Annotated in this window: 17 protein-coding genes; 12 read left to right on the forward strand and 5 right to left on the reverse strand. The window is 71.6% G+C overall.

Features of this window, described 5'->3' with window-relative positions; translation table 11 throughout:
- Positions 1-9: 9 nt before the first annotated feature.
- Both B082_RS0100570 and nudC read left to right on the forward strand, forming a co-directional pair.
- Entirely contained in the window at positions 10-1,404 is a 1,395-nt protein-coding gene (locus tag B082_RS0100570; protein ID WP_018549875.1) for a dipeptidase, read from the forward strand.
- Positions 1,405-1,448: 44 nt separating this feature from the next.
- Entirely contained in the window at positions 1,449-2,393 is a 945-nt protein-coding gene (nudC, locus tag B082_RS0100575; RefSeq protein WP_018549876.1) for an NAD(+) diphosphatase, read from the forward strand.
- Positions 2,394-2,462: 69 nt separating this feature from the next.
- Here nudC and B082_RS0100580 read toward each other — a convergent pair whose 3' ends face one another.
- On the reverse strand, positions 2,463-2,720 hold the full coding sequence (locus B082_RS0100580; RefSeq protein WP_018549877.1) for a mycoredoxin: 258 nt from the start codon (positions 2,718-2,720) through the stop codon (positions 2,463-2,465).
- A 260-nt stretch (positions 2,721-2,980) separates the two neighbouring features.
- Between B082_RS0100580 and B082_RS0100585 the strand changes: the two genes are divergently transcribed.
- The 4 genes from B082_RS0100585 (at position 2,981) to B082_RS0100600 (ending at position 6,581) form a co-directional block, all read left to right on the forward strand.
- Positions 2,981-5,179, forward strand: coding sequence for an ATP-dependent DNA helicase UvrD2 (locus B082_RS0100585; protein ID WP_018549878.1), 2,199 nt, complete (start codon positions 2,981-2,983; stop codon positions 5,177-5,179).
- Between the two features lie 165 nt (positions 5,180-5,344).
- The gene (locus B082_RS0100590; RefSeq protein WP_018549879.1) at positions 5,345-5,683 is read left to right on the forward strand and encodes a hypothetical protein; all 339 of its coding nucleotides are present in this window, start codon (positions 5,345-5,347) and stop codon (positions 5,681-5,683) included.
- 173 nt (positions 5,684-5,856) lie between these two features.
- On the forward strand, positions 5,857-6,225 hold the full coding sequence (locus B082_RS0100595) for a WhiB family transcriptional regulator (protein ID WP_018105532.1): 369 nt from the start codon (positions 5,857-5,859) through the stop codon (positions 6,223-6,225).
- Between the two features lie 32 nt (positions 6,226-6,257).
- Entirely contained in the window at positions 6,258-6,581 is a 324-nt protein-coding gene (locus tag B082_RS0100600) for a hypothetical protein (RefSeq protein WP_037709199.1), read from the forward strand.
- A 174-nt stretch (positions 6,582-6,755) separates the two neighbouring features.
- Here the strand turns inward: B082_RS0100600 and B082_RS0100605 are convergent, their stop codons facing one another.
- Together B082_RS0100605 and B082_RS0100610 are read right to left on the reverse strand one after the other, a co-directional pair.
- Positions 6,756-8,273: an ABC1 kinase family protein gene (locus B082_RS0100605; RefSeq protein WP_018549881.1), complete on the reverse strand. Its 1,518-nt coding sequence runs from the start codon at positions 8,271-8,273 to the stop codon at positions 6,756-6,758.
- A gap of 41 nt (positions 8,274-8,314) precedes the next feature.
- Positions 8,315-9,463, reverse strand: coding sequence for a ThiF family adenylyltransferase (locus tag B082_RS0100610; RefSeq protein ID WP_026249274.1), 1,149 nt, complete (start codon positions 9,461-9,463; stop codon positions 8,315-8,317).
- 248 nt (positions 9,464-9,711) lie between these two features.
- Here B082_RS0100610 and B082_RS0100615 point away from each other — a divergent pair, with 248 nt between their 5' ends.
- From B082_RS0100615 to B082_RS0100630, 4 genes are all read left to right on the forward strand, one after another.
- Positions 9,712-10,293: a M48 family metallopeptidase gene (locus B082_RS0100615; RefSeq protein ID WP_078622461.1), complete on the forward strand. Its 582-nt coding sequence runs from the start codon at positions 9,712-9,714 to the stop codon at positions 10,291-10,293.
- A 105-nt stretch (positions 10,294-10,398) separates the two neighbouring features.
- Positions 10,399-12,027, forward strand: a complete 1,629-nt coding sequence (locus B082_RS0100620; RefSeq protein WP_018549884.1) for a TerD family protein — start codon at positions 10,399-10,401, stop codon at positions 12,025-12,027.
- 11 nt (positions 12,028-12,038) lie between these two features.
- Positions 12,039-12,719, forward strand: a complete 681-nt coding sequence (locus tag B082_RS0100625; RefSeq protein ID WP_018549885.1) for an AIM24 family protein — start codon at positions 12,039-12,041, stop codon at positions 12,717-12,719.
- 18 nt (positions 12,720-12,737) lie between these two features.
- Positions 12,738-13,493: an AIM24 family protein gene (locus B082_RS0100630; protein ID WP_018549886.1), complete on the forward strand. Its 756-nt coding sequence runs from the start codon at positions 12,738-12,740 to the stop codon at positions 13,491-13,493.
- Between the two features lie 68 nt (positions 13,494-13,561).
- Here the strand turns inward: B082_RS0100630 and B082_RS0100635 are convergent, their stop codons facing one another.
- On the reverse strand, positions 13,562-14,110 hold the full coding sequence (locus B082_RS0100635) for an NUDIX hydrolase (RefSeq protein ID WP_018549887.1): 549 nt from the start codon (positions 14,108-14,110) through the stop codon (positions 13,562-13,564).
- Positions 14,107-15,597 (reverse strand): zinc-dependent metalloprotease, encoded by a 1,491-nt coding sequence (locus tag B082_RS0100640; RefSeq protein ID WP_018549888.1) that lies wholly within the window; start codon positions 15,595-15,597, stop codon positions 14,107-14,109. The genes B082_RS0100635 and B082_RS0100640 overlap by 4 nt, the downstream gene beginning before the upstream one ends.
- 190 nt (positions 15,598-15,787) lie before the next feature.
- On the opposite strand from B082_RS0100640, the gene B082_RS0100645 reads away from it, so the two are divergent.
- Both B082_RS0100645 and B082_RS0100650 read left to right on the forward strand, forming a co-directional pair.
- On the forward strand, positions 15,788-16,942 hold the full coding sequence (locus tag B082_RS0100645) for an SDR family oxidoreductase (protein ID WP_026249275.1): 1,155 nt from the start codon (positions 15,788-15,790) through the stop codon (positions 16,940-16,942).
- Between the two features lie 108 nt (positions 16,943-17,050).
- Complete coding sequence (locus B082_RS0100650) at positions 17,051-17,512, forward strand: molybdenum cofactor biosynthesis protein MoaE (RefSeq protein ID WP_026249276.1); 462 nt, start codon at positions 17,051-17,053, stop codon at positions 17,510-17,512.
- Positions 17,513-17,563: the final 51 nt, after the last annotated feature.

Genomic DNA, 17,563 nt, shown 5'->3' on the forward strand with positions numbered 1-17,563 from the left:
CTGAAGGTCATGAGCGACACCCCGGACAGCGCTGTCCACGCGTACACCGAGCAGCACCGCGCGGCCTTCCTCGACGACCTCGCCGAGTGGCTGCGCATCCCCTCTGTATCCGCTCAGCCGGAGCACGAGGGCGACGTACGGCGCAGCGCCGAGTGGCTGTCGGCCAAGCTGAAGGAGACCGGCTTCCCGGTCGCCGAGGTCTGGGAGACGGACGGGGCGCCCGCCGTCTTCGCCGAGTGGCCGTCCGAGGACCCGGCGGCCCCCACGGTCCTGGTGTACGGGCATCACGACGTCCAGCCCGCCGCCCGCCAGGACGGCTGGAGCACCGAGCCGTTCGAGCCGGTGATCCGCGACGGCCGGATGTACGGACGCGGCGCGGCCGACGACAAGGGGCAGGTGTTCTTCCACACCCTCGGCGTCCGGGCCCACCTCGCCGCGACCGGCCGAACCACCCCGGCCGTCCACCTCAAGCTCGTCGTGGAGGGCGAGGAGGAGTCCGGCTCCCCGCACTTCCGCGCCCTGGTCGAGCAGCACGCCGACCGCCTCGCCGCGGACGCGGTGATCGTCTCCGACACCGGCATGTGGAACGAGACCACTCCGACCGTCTGCACCGGGATGCGTGGCCTCGCCGAGTGCGAGATCGAGCTGCACGGGCCGGAGCAGGACATCCACTCCGGCTCCTTCGGCGGCGCCGTCCCCAACCCGGCGACCGAGGTCGCCCGCCTCGTCGCGGCGCTCCACGACACGGACGGGCGGGTCGCGGTCCCCGGCTTCTACGACGGCGTGGCCGAACTCACCGCCACCGAACGCGCCCTCTTCGCCGAGCTGCCGTTCGACGAGGACACCTGGCTGCGCACCGCCAGGTCCGGAGCGGCATCCGGCGAGGCGGGATACTCCACGCTGGAGCGGATCTGGGCCCGCCCCACCGCCGAGGTCAACGGCATCGGCGGCGGCTACCAGGGCGCCGGCAGCAAGACGATCATCCCGTCGTCCGCCCGCGTCAAGATCAGCTTCCGCCTGGTCGCAGGTCAGGACCCGGACCACGTCCAGCAGGCCGTACAGGCCTGGGCAGAGGCCCGCGTCCCGGCCGGAATCGGCCACCGGATCACCTTCCTCCCCGCCACCCGCCCCTGCCTGACGCCCCTGGACCACCCGGCGCTGCGGGCCGTCGCCCGCGCCATGGGCCGGGCCTTCGGCCAGAAGATCCTCTTCACCCGGGAAGGGGGCTCCGGTCCCGCCGCCGACCTCCAGGACGTGCTCGGCGCACCCGTCCTCTTCCTCGGCATCTCCGTACCGTCCGACGGCTGGCACGCCCCCGACGAGAAGGTCGAACTCGGCCTGCTGTTCAAGGGCGTGGAGACAGCCGCCCACCTCTGGAGCGAAATGGCGGCCGCCCTCCGCTGAATTCTCTGAACACCCGATCCATCCCGGGGGAGTAGGAAGCACCTGTGAGCACCTTCGACAACGCCACCGCAGACCGGCCCATCGGTCTGACCGCGCCGAGCGGCATCGACCGCGCCGCGCACCACCGCCTCGACGAGGCATGGCTGTCCGCCGCGTGGAGCCACCCGACGACCCGGGTCTTCGTCGTCTCCGGCGGTCAGGTGCTGATCGACGACACCGACGACGGCACCGAACTCGTGATGACGCCCGCCTTCGAGGCACCCGTCACCGAGACCCACCGCTACTTCCTCGGCACGGACGCCGACGGCGTCAGCTACTTCGCCCTCCAGAAGGACACCCTCCCGGGCCGCATGGACCAGTCCGCCCGGCCCGCCGGGCTGCGCGAGGCCGGAATGCTCCTGGGCCCCCGTGACGCCGGTCTGATGGTGCACGCGGTCGCCCTGGAGAACTGGCAGCGGCTGCACCGCTTCTGCTCCCGCTGCGGCGAACGCACGGTCATCGCGGCGGCCGGCCACATCCGCCGCTGCCAGGCCTGCGGCGCCGAGCACTACCCGCGCACCGACCCGGCGGTCATCATGCTCGTCACCGACGACCAGGACCGCGCCCTGCTGGGCCGCCAGGTCCACTGGCCCGAGGGCCGCTTCTCCACGCTGGCCGGATTCGTCGAGCCGGGCGAGTCCATCGAGCAGTCCGTGGCGCGCGAGGTCTACGAGGAGGCGGGCATCACCGTCGGCGAGGTCGAGTACGTCGCCAGCCAGCCCTGGCCGTTCCCCTCCAGCCTGATGCTCGGCTTCATGGCCCGCGCCACGACGTACGACATCAACGTGGACGGCGAGGAGATCGAGGAGGCGCGCTGGTTCTCCCGCGAGGAGCTGACGGCCGCCTTCGAGTCCGGCGAGATCCTGCCCCCGTTCGGCATCTCGATCGCGTCCCGCCTGATCGAACTCTGGTACGGAAAGCCGCTCCCGAAGCCGGTCCGGGCGGGCTGACCGGACCCGGACACACGACCGCCCCCTCCGGTGCGCTGACCGGAGAGGGCGGGGCGGGCGCGAGGATGATCAGACCGCGAGGGCCTGCTTCACCTGGGCCAGGCTCGGGTTCGTCATGACGACGTCGTCACCGCCGCCGGCCGGGACCACCAGAACCGTCGGAACCGTCTGGTTTCCGCCATTGGCCTTCTCGACGAAGGCCGCCGACTCCGGGTCCTGCTCGATGTTGATCTCGGTGTAGGCGATGCCCTCACGGTCCATCTGACCCTTGAGCCGACGGCAGTAGCCGCACCACGTGGTGCTGTACATCGTCACAGTGCCCGGCATGTCTTCGCACTCCTCTGTCTCATCGGTACCGGCAATCCCTCACGTCCGGGCGGGGGTCCGGTGCGTCGCACAGGGGCCGGGACGTGCGTTGCCGCACGCAGGGTGAACGTACGGAGCCCGGCCGCCATTCCCGGCGCGGGGGGCCGGGTGGGCGGCGGCCGCGTACCGGACCGGACGGGGCCGCCGCATTAGTACGACGGATACGTCACCCCTGTGGACAACCACCGCACCGGCCCCGCGCGACCTGGCAGCATGGCGGGGTGACATCAGCAACGCACTCCACCCTCTTCCCCCAGGTCCCCGACACCGCCGACGCCGTCCTGGACGGGCTCGACCCCGAGCAGCGCGAGGTCGCCACGGCCCTGCAGGGCCCGGTGTGCGTGCTGGCCGGAGCCGGTACGGGCAAGACGCGTGCCATCACGCACCGCATCGCCTACGGGGTGCGCGCCGGGATACTCCAGCCGTCGAGCGTGCTGGCCGTCACCTTCACCAACCGGGCCGCCGGCGAGATGCGCGGCCGGCTGCGGCAGCTGGGAGCCGGCGGGGTGCAGGCGCGCACCTTCCACTCCGCCGCGCTGCGGCAGCTCCAGTACTTCTGGCCGAAAGCAGTCGGTGGCAGTCTGCCCCGGCTGCTGGAGCGCAAGGTCCAGCTGGTGGCCGAGGCGGCGGCCCGCTGCGGCATCCGGCTCGACCGCAACGAGCTGCGGGACGTCACCAGCGAGATCGAGTGGGCCAAGGTCACGCAGACCGTGCCCGCCGACTACCCCGCCATGGTCGCCAAGTCCCAGCGGGATGCCCCGCGCGACCCGGCGGAGATCTCCCAGGTCTACGCGATGTACGAGCAGCTGAAGCGCGAGCGGACGGTGATCGACTTCGAGGACGTGCTCCTCCTGACCGTCGGCATCCTCCAGGACCGGCACGACATCGCCGACCACGTCCGCCGCCAGTACCAGCACTTCGTGGTGGACGAGTACCAGGACGTGAGCCCGCTCCAGCAGCGGCTGCTCGACCTCTGGCTCGGCGACCGGGACAGTCTCTGCGTCGTCGGTGACGCGGGCCAGACGATCTACTCCTTCACCGGGGCCACCCCCGACCACCTGCTGGGCTTCCGCACCCGCCACCCGGGGGCCACGGTCGTCAAGCTCGTCCGCGACTACCGCTCCACCCCCCAGGTCGTCCACCTGGCCAACGGGCTGCTCGCCCAGGCCACCGGCCGGGCCGCCGAGCACCGCCTCGACCTGGTCTCGCAGCGCGAGCGCGGCCCCGAGCCCGCCTTCGTGGAGTACGCGGACGAGCCGGCCGAGGCCGAGGGGACCGCCCGCCGCATCCGCGACCTGATCGCCGCGGGCGTCCCGGCCGGTGAGATCGCCGTCCTCTACCGGGTAAACGCCCAGTCCGAGGTCTACGAGCAGGCCCTCGCGGACGCGGGCGTGCCCTACCAGCTCAGGGGCGCGGAGCGCTTCTTCGAGCGCCCCGAGGTGCGCGAGGCGGGCATCGCACTGCGCGGGGCGGCCCGCGCGGGGGGCAACGACTCCCTGCTCGACGACGCGGAGGGCCTGCCCGCAGAGGTGCGGGCGGTGCTCTCCACGAAGGGGTGGCGCAGCGAGCCGCCCGCCGGTTCCGGTGCGGTGCGCGACCGCTGGGAGTCCCTGGCCGCCCTGGTCAGGCTCGCCGAGGACTTCGAACGGGCCAAGCCGGGCGCGACCCTCTCCGACCTGGTCGCCGAGCTCGACGAGCGGGCCGCCGCCCAGCACGCCCCCACGGTGCAGGGCGTGACCCTGGCCTCGCTGCACTCGGCGAAGGGCCTGGAGTGGGACGCCGTGTTCCTGGTCGGGCTGACCGAGGGCATGATGCCGATCACCTACGCCAAGACGGCGGAGCAGGTCGAGGAGGAACGTCGCCTGCTGTACGTCGGCGTCACCCGGGCTCGCTACCACCTCGCGCTGTCGTGGTCGCTGTCACGCTCGCCCGGCGGTCGGCCCGGACGGCGGCCGACCCGATTCCTGAACGGGCTGCGCCCCGGCTCGGCCGGGCCCGGCGGCCGGAGCGCGGCGGGCACCGCGGTCGGTGGCGGGGGCGTCGAGCGGCCGGTGGTGGCCCGCCGCAAGCCCCGGGGCCCCGCGCGGTGCCGGGTCTGCGGCAAGACGCTGACGGATGCCGGCGAGATGAAGCTGATGCGCTGCGACGACTGCCCGTCCGACATGGACGAGGCGCTGTACGAGCGACTGCACGACTGGCGGGCGGTCCGGGCGCGGGAGATCGGCCAGCCCGCCTACTGCGTGTTCACCGACAAGACGCTGATGGCCATCGCGGAGGCGGTGCCCGGCAGCGAGGGCGAGCTGGCCGGGATCTCCGGGGTCGGCGCGCGGAAGCTGGGCCGCTTCGGTGCCGCTGTCCTGGACATCTGCGCAGGTGGGGACGGGAGCGAGGGGAGCGCGGAGGCCGACGGGGAGATGTGAGAAAAACTCGTCGAAAAAATAGTTTGCGCCCGCCCCAGTCATCACCATAGGTTCTTAACCACGGAAACAGCGGCTTCTCTGAAGCCCTGGTTCCGTGCTGTACTTATCCGAATACGCAGGACCGGTCCGCCGGTCCCCCCGAGACGCCGAGAGGAGGCGATTCCAGTGATCAGCATCATCGAGACCAACAAAATGACCGATCTCTCGGTCGTCTCCGCCTGCTCGCTCGGCCTTCTCGCCCGTTCCTCGAAGTCCTCGCTGCGTGCCACCGGTGTGTCCGGCGTCTCCGCCGTCATCCCGATGTCCCCGGCCGGCCTTCCCGTGCGGGAGCGCAATGAGCGACCGACCCAGGCACCGGCAGCAGCAGTAGCGAAGGGACAGGCCCAGGCCTATGCCTTTGCGGCCGTCGGTGCGGGAGCGGAAGCCGGCTTCACCGAGCAGACGAAGCACCACCACACGATGTGGGCCTTCCGTGGGCCTGAACCCTGGAGTGATCCAGCCTGATCCAGCATCAGGCCGGCGCCTTCAGGGCCGCGGAACCCCACTCGGGATCCGCGGCCCTTTTGTTTTGTCCGAACGGACGGGACAGCGCGAAGGAGCCTCGGGACAAGCAGGACCTGGTACCAGCCGCCCCCCGGCCAACAGGCCGGAAACGACCAGACGAGGACACCACCACCGTGCAACTCGAAGCGCACGCCCCGTCAGTACCGCCTTCCGACACGATCTCCCCGCCCGGCCTCACGGAGGACTCCACCTTGACCCCCCTCACCGCGCTCACCGCGCTCGACGACGCCATCGAGAACCTCGGTGTGCCCGTCCCCTGCCGTGCCTACGACCCGGAGGTCTTCTTCGCGGAGTCCCCGGCCGACGTCGAGTACGCCAAGTCCCTCTGCCGCACCTGCCCGCTCGTCGAGGCCTGCCTCGCCGGCGCCAAGGAGCGCCGCGAGCCGTGGGGTGTCTGGGGTGGCGAGCTCTTCATCCAGGGTGTCGTCGTCGCCCGCAAGCGTCCGCGTGGCCGTCCGCGCAAGAACCCGGTCGCGGCGTGACCGCCGACCTGGGGGTCCCGGCCCCCAAGCCCATGAAGCGCATCGGAACCATCGACCGTCCCCTCACCCACGACCCCCGAAACCAGGCTCCAATGACCATCCCCACGTCAGAGCCCGTCGGCTCCGCGACACCAGACGTCACCATCATCGGCGCGAACGACTCGCGTCAGAACAGGACCCGCGAAATGCAACTCATCCCAGAAGCGCTGGCTCGTGCGCATATGCACGACCGGATGCGTGAAGCCGACGCGGACCGTCAGGCCGTGCGCCTGATCTCCGCGCGGCGGATGCAGCGCCGGGCCGAGCGCGCCTCGATGCGTGCCCGCCGTGCGCTGGCCATGGCCGTCATGCACTGATCCGCCACGCACCGCCGACCCGAACGGGCCGGACGGGGCCGGTCACCAACGGTGTCCGCCGGCGCGCAGCCGCTCTCTGCGCACGGCGGGCCGCGTCCGGCCGGCAACACCCACCCAGCAGTGCCCGTGCCGCGGGGCCGGTCCGTCCGACGGACCGGCCCCGCGGCCTTCCGCCTACCCGGCATCCACCGTCTCAGCGGCCCCGGCCCCGGCCTCGTCGCCCAACTGCTTCTCTGCCGCGAGGCTCTCTTCCTGCTCGGGCAGGCCCGTCTCCTCGGACGGGAGGAAGCCCGGGAGCCAGGACTCCAGTTCGTCGCGGAGCCGGACCGTGGCGCCGAGCTGGCACAGCACTCCGATCGTGCTCAGCGTCACCCGGTGTATCAGCAGGTAGGAGGGCGGCAGGTTCAGCTGCTTGCCCAACTGGTGGGCGGGGGAGCGCGGATCGGCTATCCGGGCGGCCTGGTGGCGCATCCAGCTCCGGCTGAAGGTGAAGCTCTCCACCTCGGCCGGCTCGATGATCGGCAGGAGATAGTCGAGCACCGCGTCCGGATCGAGGTCGATCGAGTCCTTGACGAACCCCTCCGCCCGCAGCATCTCGTACACCGCGTCCGCGTCTCCCCGCAGTGTCAGCCGCAACGAGTCCCCGATGGTCTGCGGAAGCCCACCCGGAAGCCGGTCCACCGTCCCGAAGTCGAGGACCCCGAGCCGCCATTGAGCCGCGTCGTCGGCCCCCTGCTCGGTATGCCCTGCCGCCTCGGCTCCCTCGGCCTCGTCGGTCTCCTCGGTCCCGTCGGTCTCCGCGGTGGAGGGCGAGGCGGGCGGCAGCAGCCGGAAGTTGCCCGGGTGCGGATCGGCGTGCAACAGGCCCGTGCGCGCGGGGCCCGAGAAGAGGAACCTGGCCAGCAGCTGCCCGGCCCGGTCGCGCTGCCCGGCCGTTCCCCCGGCGATCACCTCGGCCAGCGGGATTCCGTCGATCCACTCGGTGACCAGCACCTGGGCGCACTGGTGGACCACCCCGGGGACCACCACGTCGGGATCGTCCGCGAACTCCAGCGCGTGCTCCTGCTGGGACCGCGCCTCCTGCTCGTAGTCCAGCTCCTCCGACACCCGGTCGCGCAGCTCCGTGATGAGCGGCTTGATGTCCATGCCCGGGACCAGCGGTCCGAGCAGCCGCGCGAACCGGCTGAGCTGGGTGAGGTCCGAGAGCAGGGCCTCGCCCGCGCCCGGATACTGCACCTTCACCGCCACGTCCCGGCCGTCGTGCCACACCGCCCGGTGCACCTGCCCGATGGAGGCGGCGGCCGACGGCTTGTCGTCGAACGTCAGGAACAGCTCCCGCCAGTCCTCGCCCAGCCGTTCCGCCAGCACCGCGTGCACCGTGGCGCTCGGCAGGGGTGGGGCGGCCTCCTGGAGTTTGGTGAGGGCCGCACGGTAGGGGCCGGCGACCTCCTCGGGCAGCGCGGACTCGAAGACCGACAGGGCCTGGCCGAGCTTCATCGCCCCGCCCTTCAGCTCGCCGAGCACTTTGAAGAGCTGGTCGGCCGTGCGCTGCTGCACCTCGCGGGCCACCAGCTCCGCGGACTTACCCCCGATGCGCTTGCCCAGGCCCCACGTGGCGCGGCCGGCGAATCCCAAGGGCAGCGCGGCCAGCTTGGCGGTTCGGGTGACCGCCTTCCGGGGAAGATCAGACATATGCCCCTCCAAATCCCAGACTGCCGCGCTGCGTGCGGCGGTTACCCGGCCATTGTGTCGTGCGCCCTGCCGGCTACGGAGGCGCGGACCCCTTCAGTGTGACCGGCGGCCCCACAGGAACAGTCGAGGTGAGCCCCGATCCGTTCCGACCTCCAGTCCAACAGCGGCAGCGCCGCCTCCCACCGGGACCCGGTGCTCGCCGGCAGCTCACCGTCGAGGAAGGCCAGCGCGTGGGCCGCCGCGAGGCCCGCGACTGCCGTTGCCAGCCCCAGGTCGCACGCCTGCACGGCACCGCGACGCCCGGACTGCCACTGCGCCAGCATGCGCGGCCACTGGGGGTCCCGGTCCCGCTGGTTCAGACGCAGGCAGCCGGCACAGGCGGTGCCGCCGGGCAGGACCAGCGGCCCGACGAATCCGGTGGCCTCCATCACCCCGGCGTACAGATGGGGCGTGCCCGACGAGATCCACGGCTCGGCCGTACCCGGATCGGGGACGTACCCGGACAGACCGTCGCGCGGGGCGACCACGATCAGAGACAGGCCCGGCTCCCGGCCGGCCGGGCCGGTACCCGCCGCCCCGGGCGCTCGCGGAGCCGGGCCGGGGGCGGAGCGGCGTACCAGCTGGCGGGCCGCCATGTCCCTGCGCTCGCCCACGGCGGAGGCGGGCAGCCCGCCCGGCGACACGTCACCGGGCTCCGCGCATCCGCCGTCCAGCACCTCGACCCGCCCCACGCCGGCCCCGGAGAGCACCGCGGCGATGGCCGCGCCGACCCGCCCCGCGCCCCGTACCTGCACGCGCGTCGAGCGGCGGGCCGCCAGCCGGCGCATCGCCGCCCCGGGCTCGGGATGCACGACGGAGAGCGACGCCAGATCGGGGCGGTGGCGCTCCAGGACATCCGGCCGCTTCCGCAGGGCGTCGGCCTCCGGGCCGCCCGCCCGTACGTCATCGACCAGACCGGCGTCCATCAACCGCATGACCAGCGCGTCCACATGACGCTCGCTCAGGTCCATCGCCCTCGCTTCCTCGCGCAGCAGAGGCATGCCCCGGGTCCCGTCGAGCAGTTCCATGAAACAGCCCGTCGCGATATCCATCGGGCCCACCTTCACCGCGTGGGCGGGTGTCACTCCGAATTGCACGGTGTCGCGTCCGCGCCATGCGCGGCGCAGTGCGGGCTTCAACATCGGATGCACGGCTTCCCCCGGTCTGTGTGCGGCCTGTGTGGCTGTGACTGCTGTGCGATGTGCATTGCCAGAATGCAGCGGACCGCCGAGGCGTGCGGAAAGTTATCCACAGGCCTGGGGTATTAGTCGTTCAAATGGTGCAAGGCATGGAGCCGATCATGCGGAACCGTCCCGGGGGCGGGACTTCCCGGCCTGGCAGCGGGTAACGTCGTGCCGTGCCCGCCGACCCGTCGCCCGGCTCCGCCGGGGAGCCTGCCGTGCCCGCAGCCGGAACCCACCGGCGCAGCTCGGCGGACCCTGCCCGCCGAGCCTCGGCGACGAGTGCCGTCGAGGTCCGCAGGAGCGCCCGTCGCAGCAGGACGGTCTCCGCGTACCGAGAGGGCGACCGCACCATTGTGCTGATTCCCGCCCGGATGTCCGAGGCCGAGGAGCAGCGCTGGGTGAGCGTGATGCTCGACAAGCTGGCCGCCCAGGAGAAGAAGCGGATCATCGGCGACACCGAGCTCGCGGAACGCGCGGAGCGCTTGTCCGCCCAGTATTTCCAGGGCCGGGCCAGGCCCGTATCGGTGCGGTGGGTGACCAACCAGAACACCCGGTGGGGCTCCTGCACCCCGGCCGAGGGCAGCATCCGCCTGTCGCACCGGTTGCAGGGCATGCCGGAGTACGTCGTGGACTATGTGCTCGTCCACGAGCTGGCGCACCTCCTGGTGCCCGGTCACGGCCCCCGGTTCTGGCGGCTGCTGGACGCCTATCCGCGCACCGAACGGGCGCGCGGCTATCTGGAAGGGGTGGTGGCGGCCGACCGGCTGCCGCACCTGCCGGCCGCGCGCGGCGAGTGACGCGGGGGTTGTGTACCGGGTCTGTACCGGCTTCACTCCCTGCCGGAGTTTGCGGATAGCCTGACGCGACGCATTCACCTTCCGGATGGGGGACGGTCGTTACGCATGGCCAGGGAATTCCAACGCGGCCACAAGGCCAAGATCAGCGATCTCACGCCGGGGACGGACCTGTACGTAGGTGTGCAGATCGCCGGCCCGGGACTGACCTTTGACATCAGCTGCTTCGGGCTCGATGCCAATGAGCAGCTCTCCGACGACCGTTATTTCATCTTCTTCAATCAGCCGAAATCCCCTGAGGAGTCCATTCAGCTCCTCGGTGCCCAGGCCGGTGACACCGAGTCCTTCCGCGTCACCCTGGACCGTATTCCGGCGAGCATCCACAGGCTGTCGTTCACCGCGACGGTGGACGGCGCCGGGCAGATGTCGCAGGTCGGCCCCGGCTACATCCGGATCGTCGCGGGCGGCGAGGAAGTCGTCAGGTACGCGTTCACCGGCTCGGAGTTCAGCACCGAGCGCGCGGTCATGCTGGGCGATTTCTACCGCAAGGACGTCTGGCGGTTCGCCGCCGTCGGCCAGGGTTTCGACGGCGGACTCGAAGCGCTGCTGAAGAACTTCGGCGGAGAGGTCGCCGAGGAGGAGCCGGCCGCCCCGCAGCCGCAGGCAGCGGCGCCGTCGTTCGCCCCGCCCGCCCAGGCGTCCCCGGCTCCGTCGTTCGGCGCCCCGGCCCCACCGCAGGCCCCTCAGGCCCCGCAGCCCGCACCGTCCTTCGGAGCGCCGCCCGCCCCCGCCCCGCCGCCGATGCCCGCCGCGCAGCAGCAGATGCACGCCGCGCCGACGATCGTCGCCCCCCTGGCGCCGCCGCCCGGCGGCACGGTACCCCCGCCGCCGCCCCCACCCGCCCCGTACGGGCAGCAGCCGGCACAGCAGTTCGGGCAGCCGCCCCAGCCGCCGCAGTTCGGACAGGTCCCCGGACAGGCTCCGCCGCCGTACGGACAGCCCGCCCCCGCCCCGTTCGGACAGCAGCCTCCCGGGATGCCGCCGGGCGGGCAGCAGGCCGTTCCGCAGGCCGGTGCCGGGCTGCTGGCCGCGCTCCAGCCGTACAAGGAGACCGCCACCGGTCAGCGCTGGACCTCGCAGAACAGCCAGCTCATGCGGGTCGACCTCACCATGAGCGGCGGTGCCGGAGTGCTGGCCCGGCAGGGCAGCATGGTGATGTACCAGGGCAAGGTCGACTTCAGCTACAAGGGCGCGGGTTTCGCCGGCCGCATGGTCGGGAACGCCACCGGCCAGGAAATGCAGCTGATGCGCTGTACCGGCCGCGGACAGGTCTTCCTCGCCGAGGACGGCACCCATCTGCATTCCATCGAGCTCCAGGGCGACGGTATCTGCGTCTCCGCCGAGAACGTCCTCGCCTTCGACGAGTCGCTCCAGTACGAGGTCCGCAGGATCGAGGGCCACGGCATCCCCGGCGGCGCCCTGTTCACCATGCAGTTCCAGGGCACTGGCACCATCGTCGTCAAGACCCACGGCACCCCCGTGGTCCTGCCGGTCACCCCGACCACCTTCGCCGACTGCAACGCCGTGGTGGCGTGGTCGTCCGCGTCCCAGGTGATCGTCTCCAGCCAGGTCCGGCTGCGCCGCAACGCGTACCCCGGGCACAGCGGGGAGTCCGTGAACCTCCAGTTCCGGGGCGCACCCGGCAACTTCATCGTCGTCCAGCCCTACGAGGTCTGAGGGAGCCCGTCATGAACCAGCAACTCGCGGGCTACGTCCCGACCCCCGTCACGGCCCGGATGGAGAACCACGGCCATTCCATGCTGAAGGTCGCGATGGCGACCGGCCAGGATCTCTACGCGCGCACCGGTTCGATGGTGGCGTACGAGGGCTTCATCCAGTACGAGCCCAACCCGCCCGCCGTCCGCCAGATCGCCTCGCAGTGGATCACCGGCGAGGGCGCGCCCCTGATGAAGTGCACCGGGGACGGGCTGCTCTACCTCGCCGACTACGGCGCCGATGTCGTCGTCATCAACCTCAACAACGACTCCCTCTCGGTCAACGGCACCAACGTCCTCGCCTTCGACGGCCATCTCAGCTGGGGCGTCGAGCGGGTCAAGGGGCTCGCCAAGTTCGCCGGCCAGGGGCTGTGGAACGTCTGCATCTCGGGTACCGGCTGGGTCGCGATCACCTCGCGCGGCACGCCGATCGTCGTCGACTGCGGACGTGGCGAGGACGAGACGTACGTGGACCCCGACGCCCTCGTGGCCTGGTCCCCGAACCTCAAGGTGAAGGGCAAGCGGAGCTTCAAGGCATCCTCGCTCATCGGGCGGGGCAGCGGCGAGGCGTTCCAGATGGCCTTCTCCGGCCAGGGGATCGTCGTCGTCCAGCCGAGCGAGGACAGTACCGACCGGCTGCGGATCCGGAACTGACGGGAGGGAGAGCACACCATGCAGAGTCCGCTTTTCAACTACACGGAACAGCAGTCCCAGGACCGCTACACGATCCAGAACCCGCAGCTCCTGCGCGTCTCGCTGACCGGCCACGACGACGTCCTCGCCCGTAAGGGCGCCATGGTCGCCTACCAGGGGCTGATGGAGTTCGACGGCGAATACCAGTCGAACGAGCAGCGCCGCGCCCGCGCCCACACCGGCGAGGGCCTGGACCTGATGCGCTGCTCAGGACAGGGCACCGTCTACTTCGCCAACCTGGCGCAGTACATCCACGTGGTGGACGTCGACCACGACGGTCTGACGGTCGACAGCGCCTATGTCCTGGCGCTCGACTCCTCGCTGCACGCCGAGGTCATCGCCGTGGACAGCCAGTACGGCATCTCGGGCACCGGAAAGTACCAGCTCAACATCTCCGGCACCGGCAAGGTCGCGCTGATGACCTCCGGCCAGCCGCTGATGATGCAGGTCACGCCCGACAAGTACGTCAGTGCCGACGCCGACGCGATCGTCGCCTGGTCCAGCTCCCTGCGGGTGCAGATGCAGGCCCAGACGCATTCCTCGGGTGTCTTCCGCCGCCGCGGCAACACCGGGGAGGGCTGGGAGCTCAGCTTCCTCGGTCAGGGCTTCGCCCTGGTGCAGCCGAGCGAGCTGCTTCCGCCGCAGAACGCCCAGATCGGACAGGGCCTCGCCGCCCAGTTCGGTGTGGGCCAGCACGGCGCGCACGGCCAGAACCAGAACAACTCCTGGAACTGAGTCACACGCATGGGTAAGGGGCGGCCTCCAGAGAGGGCGCCCCTTACCCATGCGTGTCGTACGGGCGGCTACCGGCCGCCGTCGATCGCCGCGCGGGTCCGCTCCATCAGCCGGACCACCGAGGCGTCGGCGACCCGCGCCACCTCGTCGTAGGGGAACCAGCGCAGGTCGAGGGACTCCTCACTGATCCGCTCCGTGGAGCCCGAGGGCGCCAGCGCCGCGTACTGGACGTCCAGGTGCCAGTGGCACGGGCCGGGGATCGGATGGCGGTCCAGGACCACCGGCCCGTCCGGCAGCAGAGTCAGCCCGGGGATGCCGGACTCCTCCGTCGCCTCGCGCAGCGCCGCCGCCGCCGGCGTGGCGTCCCCCGGCTCGCAGTGGCCGCCCATCTGCAGCCACATCCGCAGCTTCCGGTGCAGCGTGAGCAGCACCCGGCCGCGCTCGGGGTCGACGACCAGGGCGCTGGCCGTGAGATGCCCGGCACCGCAGGCCTTCCACATGCCGTCCGGATGGAGCGCCAGGTGCTCCAGATAGATGTCGCGCAACTCTTCCTGGGCCGCGTCGCCCCCGGTTTCGTAACCCTTCAGTACGAGGACGGCTTCGTCGTGCAGGCTCACTTGTCGGTGTCGTCCTTGCCGTCGCCCGCGTCCGTGCCCCCGCCACTGCCGTTGTCGTCATCGGCCGCGGTGTCCTGATTGCCCTGCTTGTCCTGGGCATCCGCTCCGGGCGCGGGCTTCCGCGGCCTGTTCGCCGCCTCGCCGAGCATCTTGTCCAGCTCGGAGAAGTCCAGCTGCTCGTGGTGGACGAAACCGTCCGGGTCGTCCAGGTCGTGCGCGGTCGGGAGCATGTCGGGGTGCTCCCACAGCGCGTCGCGCCCGTCGAGACCGCGCGCGTCCGTGAGCGACGCCCACAGCCGAGAGGCGTCCCGCAGCCGCCGCGGCCGCAGCTGGAGGCCGATGAGCGTGGCGAACGTCTGCTCGGCGGGGCCACCGGAAGCGCGCCGCCTGCGCATCGTCTCGCGCAGCGCGTCGGCGGAGGTCAGACGGGACTTCGCGGCGGCGTGCACCACGGCGTCCACCCAGCCCTCCACGAGGGCGAGGGCCGTCTCCAGCCGGGCCAGGGCCGCCTTCTGCTCCGGGGTCTCCTCCGGCTGGAACATTCCCTGCTGGAGCGCCTCCTGCAACTGCTCGGGCTGCGACGGGTCGAACTGGCCGACCACGTCCTCCAGCTTGCTGGTGTCCACCTTGATCCCGCGCGCGTAGCCCTCGACGGCACCGAACAGATGCGAGCGCAGCCACGGCACATGGGCGAAGAGCCGCTGGTGGGCGGCCTCGCGCAGCGCCAAATACAGCCGCACCTCGTCCTGCGGGACGCTCAGGTCCTTGCCGAACCGCTCGACGTTCAGCGGGAGGAGCGCGGCGCGGCCGGCCGGGCCGAGCGGCAGCCCGATGTCGGTCGAACCGACCACCTCGCCCGCCAGCACGCCGACGGCCTGCCCGATCTGCTGGCCGAACATCGCGCCGCCCATCGACCGCATCATGCCGATCAGCGGGCCCGCCATCGCCTGCATCTCCTCGGGCAGCACATCGCCCATGGCGAGGCCGACCCGCTCGGCGACCGGGTCGACCAGCTGCTGCCAGGCCGGAAGCGTCGCCTCCACCCACTCGGCGCGGCTCCACGCCACGCTGGAGACGGAACCGGAGGGCAGCGACGTCGCGCCGTCCAGCCAGAGGTCGGCCAGACGCAGCGCCTCATCGACCGAGGCGCGCTCGGCGGGGCCCACACTCGCGTCCTTGGAACCGTCCGGCGTGCCCTGCGACACCGTCTGCCGGGCGATCTGCTTGGCCATGTCCCAGTTCACGGGACCGCCCTCGTAGCTCAGCATCTGCCCGAGCTGCTGGAACGCCGCGCCCAGATCGTTCGGGTTCATCGAGCCGAACATGGCGGCGAAGGGGTTGTCACCGCCCGCGCCCGGACCGAAGCCGAACGGGTTCGCCGGACCGCCCGAACCCTGCCCACCTCCGGTGGGGTCGTTCTTCTTGCCCTTGTCGCCGTCGTCCGGCTCCTCCGGCGGAAGGCCGAATCCGAATGGGGTGTCACTCACGGGTTTCCTCGGCTCGTAGGGCCGCCGGTGGGAACCGACGGCGACTGCCCGACATCACCTTCCAGCGTAGACACCAAGTCCGCTCAGGGCCTCAGTGCTCCGTCGGCACCGGCCCTGCGGCAGGATGGACGCCACCTGGTACGTACGAGTCATGCGGGTACGTACTGAAGACAACCGCTGGAGACGCCCGGTGAGTTCCCCAGATCCGCAGGTTCGCGCAGCGCGAAACCTGGCCGACCCATCGCTAGAGAAGAAGCCCGAGAACACGTCCGTCCCCGGCCGCCCCAGAAGCCGCGGCCCCGTCGTGGCCGTCACCGGAGCCGCGAAGGGCGTCGGTGAGCTCCTCACCGCGCGCCTCGCGGCCTCCGACGAGATCAAGCAGGTCATCGCCATCGACGAGCGCCGGGGCGATGTCTCCGACGCGACCTGGCACCTCCTCGACGTACGCGACCCGGCCATCGCCGAGAAGCTGCGCGGCGCGGACGTCGTGGTGCACCTGGCCCTCGACCTCGACCTGGAGACCGACCCCGCCGCGCGCACCGCCTACAACGTGCGGGGAACCCAGACCGTGCTGACCGCCGCCGCGGCCGTCGGCGTGCACCGCGTCGTCCTATGCACCTCCGCGATGGTCTACGGAGCGCTGCCCGACAACGACCTCCCGCTCGCCGAGGACGCCGAGCTGCGGGCCACCGCCGAGGCCACCGGCGTGGGAGACCTGCTGGAGATCGAACGGCTGGGCCGCCGGGCGCCGCGCGCCCACCCCGGGCTCCAGGTCACCGTCGTGCGCCCGACCGTGCTCGTCGGCGGCACCGACACAGCGCTGACCCGCTACTTCGAGTCGCCCCGGCTGCTCGTCGTGGCCGGTTCCCGGCCCGCCTGGCAGTTCTGCCATGTCGACGACCTGGTCACGGCGCTGGAGTACGCGGCACTGGAGAAGATCGACGGGGAGTTCGCGGTCGGCTGCGACGGCTGGCTCGAACAGGCCGAGGTCGAGGAGCTGAGCGGGGTGCGCCGGATGGAGCTGCCCTCCGCCGTCGCGCTCGGTGCCGCCGCCCGGCTGCACCGGATCGGCCTCACCCCCTCGCCCGCGGGCGACCTGGCGTACACGATGCACCCCTGGGTGGTCAGCGTGAGCCGGCTGCACGACGCGGGATGGCGCCCGAGCTGGACCAACGAGGAGGTGCTCGCCGCGCTCCTGGAGGAGGTGGAGGGGCGCCACACCGTCGCCGGCCGCAGGCTCGGCCGCAAGGACGCCACCGCGGCCGGAGCCGCCGGCGCGACCGTCGCCCTCCTGGGCACCGCGGCCCTGGTCCGCCGCGCCCGCAAGGCCCGCCGCCGCATCTGAGAGCGGGGGCCGCGGGCCGTCCGCTGTAGGAGGCTCCAAGGCGCGGCGCGGCCCGCCGGGTGAATCGGCAATTCCGTGTTGTCCGCGCGGTACGGCACGATGGTGGTCATGGCACTCACGTACGACCATCCGGGCGAGCAGACGGCACTGGACCCGATCCGGCTGCTGGACATCCGCGAGACGCCGCTGTCGGTGGACGAGGTCTTCGGGGCGGTCGGCGACGCCGCCGCTGGGGGCACCGCGCTCTTCGTCGGCACCGTGCGCAACCACGACGGCGGCCAGGACGTCGACGGCCTCGGCTACTCGTGCCACCCCTCGGCCGGTGAGGAACTGCGCCGTGTGGCGGAGAAGGTCGTCGCGGACTACCCCGTTCGGGCTCTGGCGGCGGTCCACCGAGTGGGTGACCTGCGAGTGGGTGATCTCGCGGTGGTCGTGGCGGTGTCCTGCCCCCATCGCGCGGAGGCCTTCGCCGCCTGCCGCAAGCTCATCGACGACCTCAAGCACGAGGTTCCGATCTGGAAGCACCAGCGCTTCTCGGACGGCACGGAGGAGTGGGTCGGAGCCTGCTGAGCGCAAACCGGAACGGCGGGCATCCGCCCCGATTTGCGTAACCGCACCCCG

Origin of the sequence: Streptomyces sp. ATexAB-D23 (assembly GCF_000373645.1) — a bacterium.
GTDB lineage: Bacteria > Actinomycetota > Actinomycetes > Streptomycetales > Streptomycetaceae > Streptomyces > Streptomyces castrisilvae.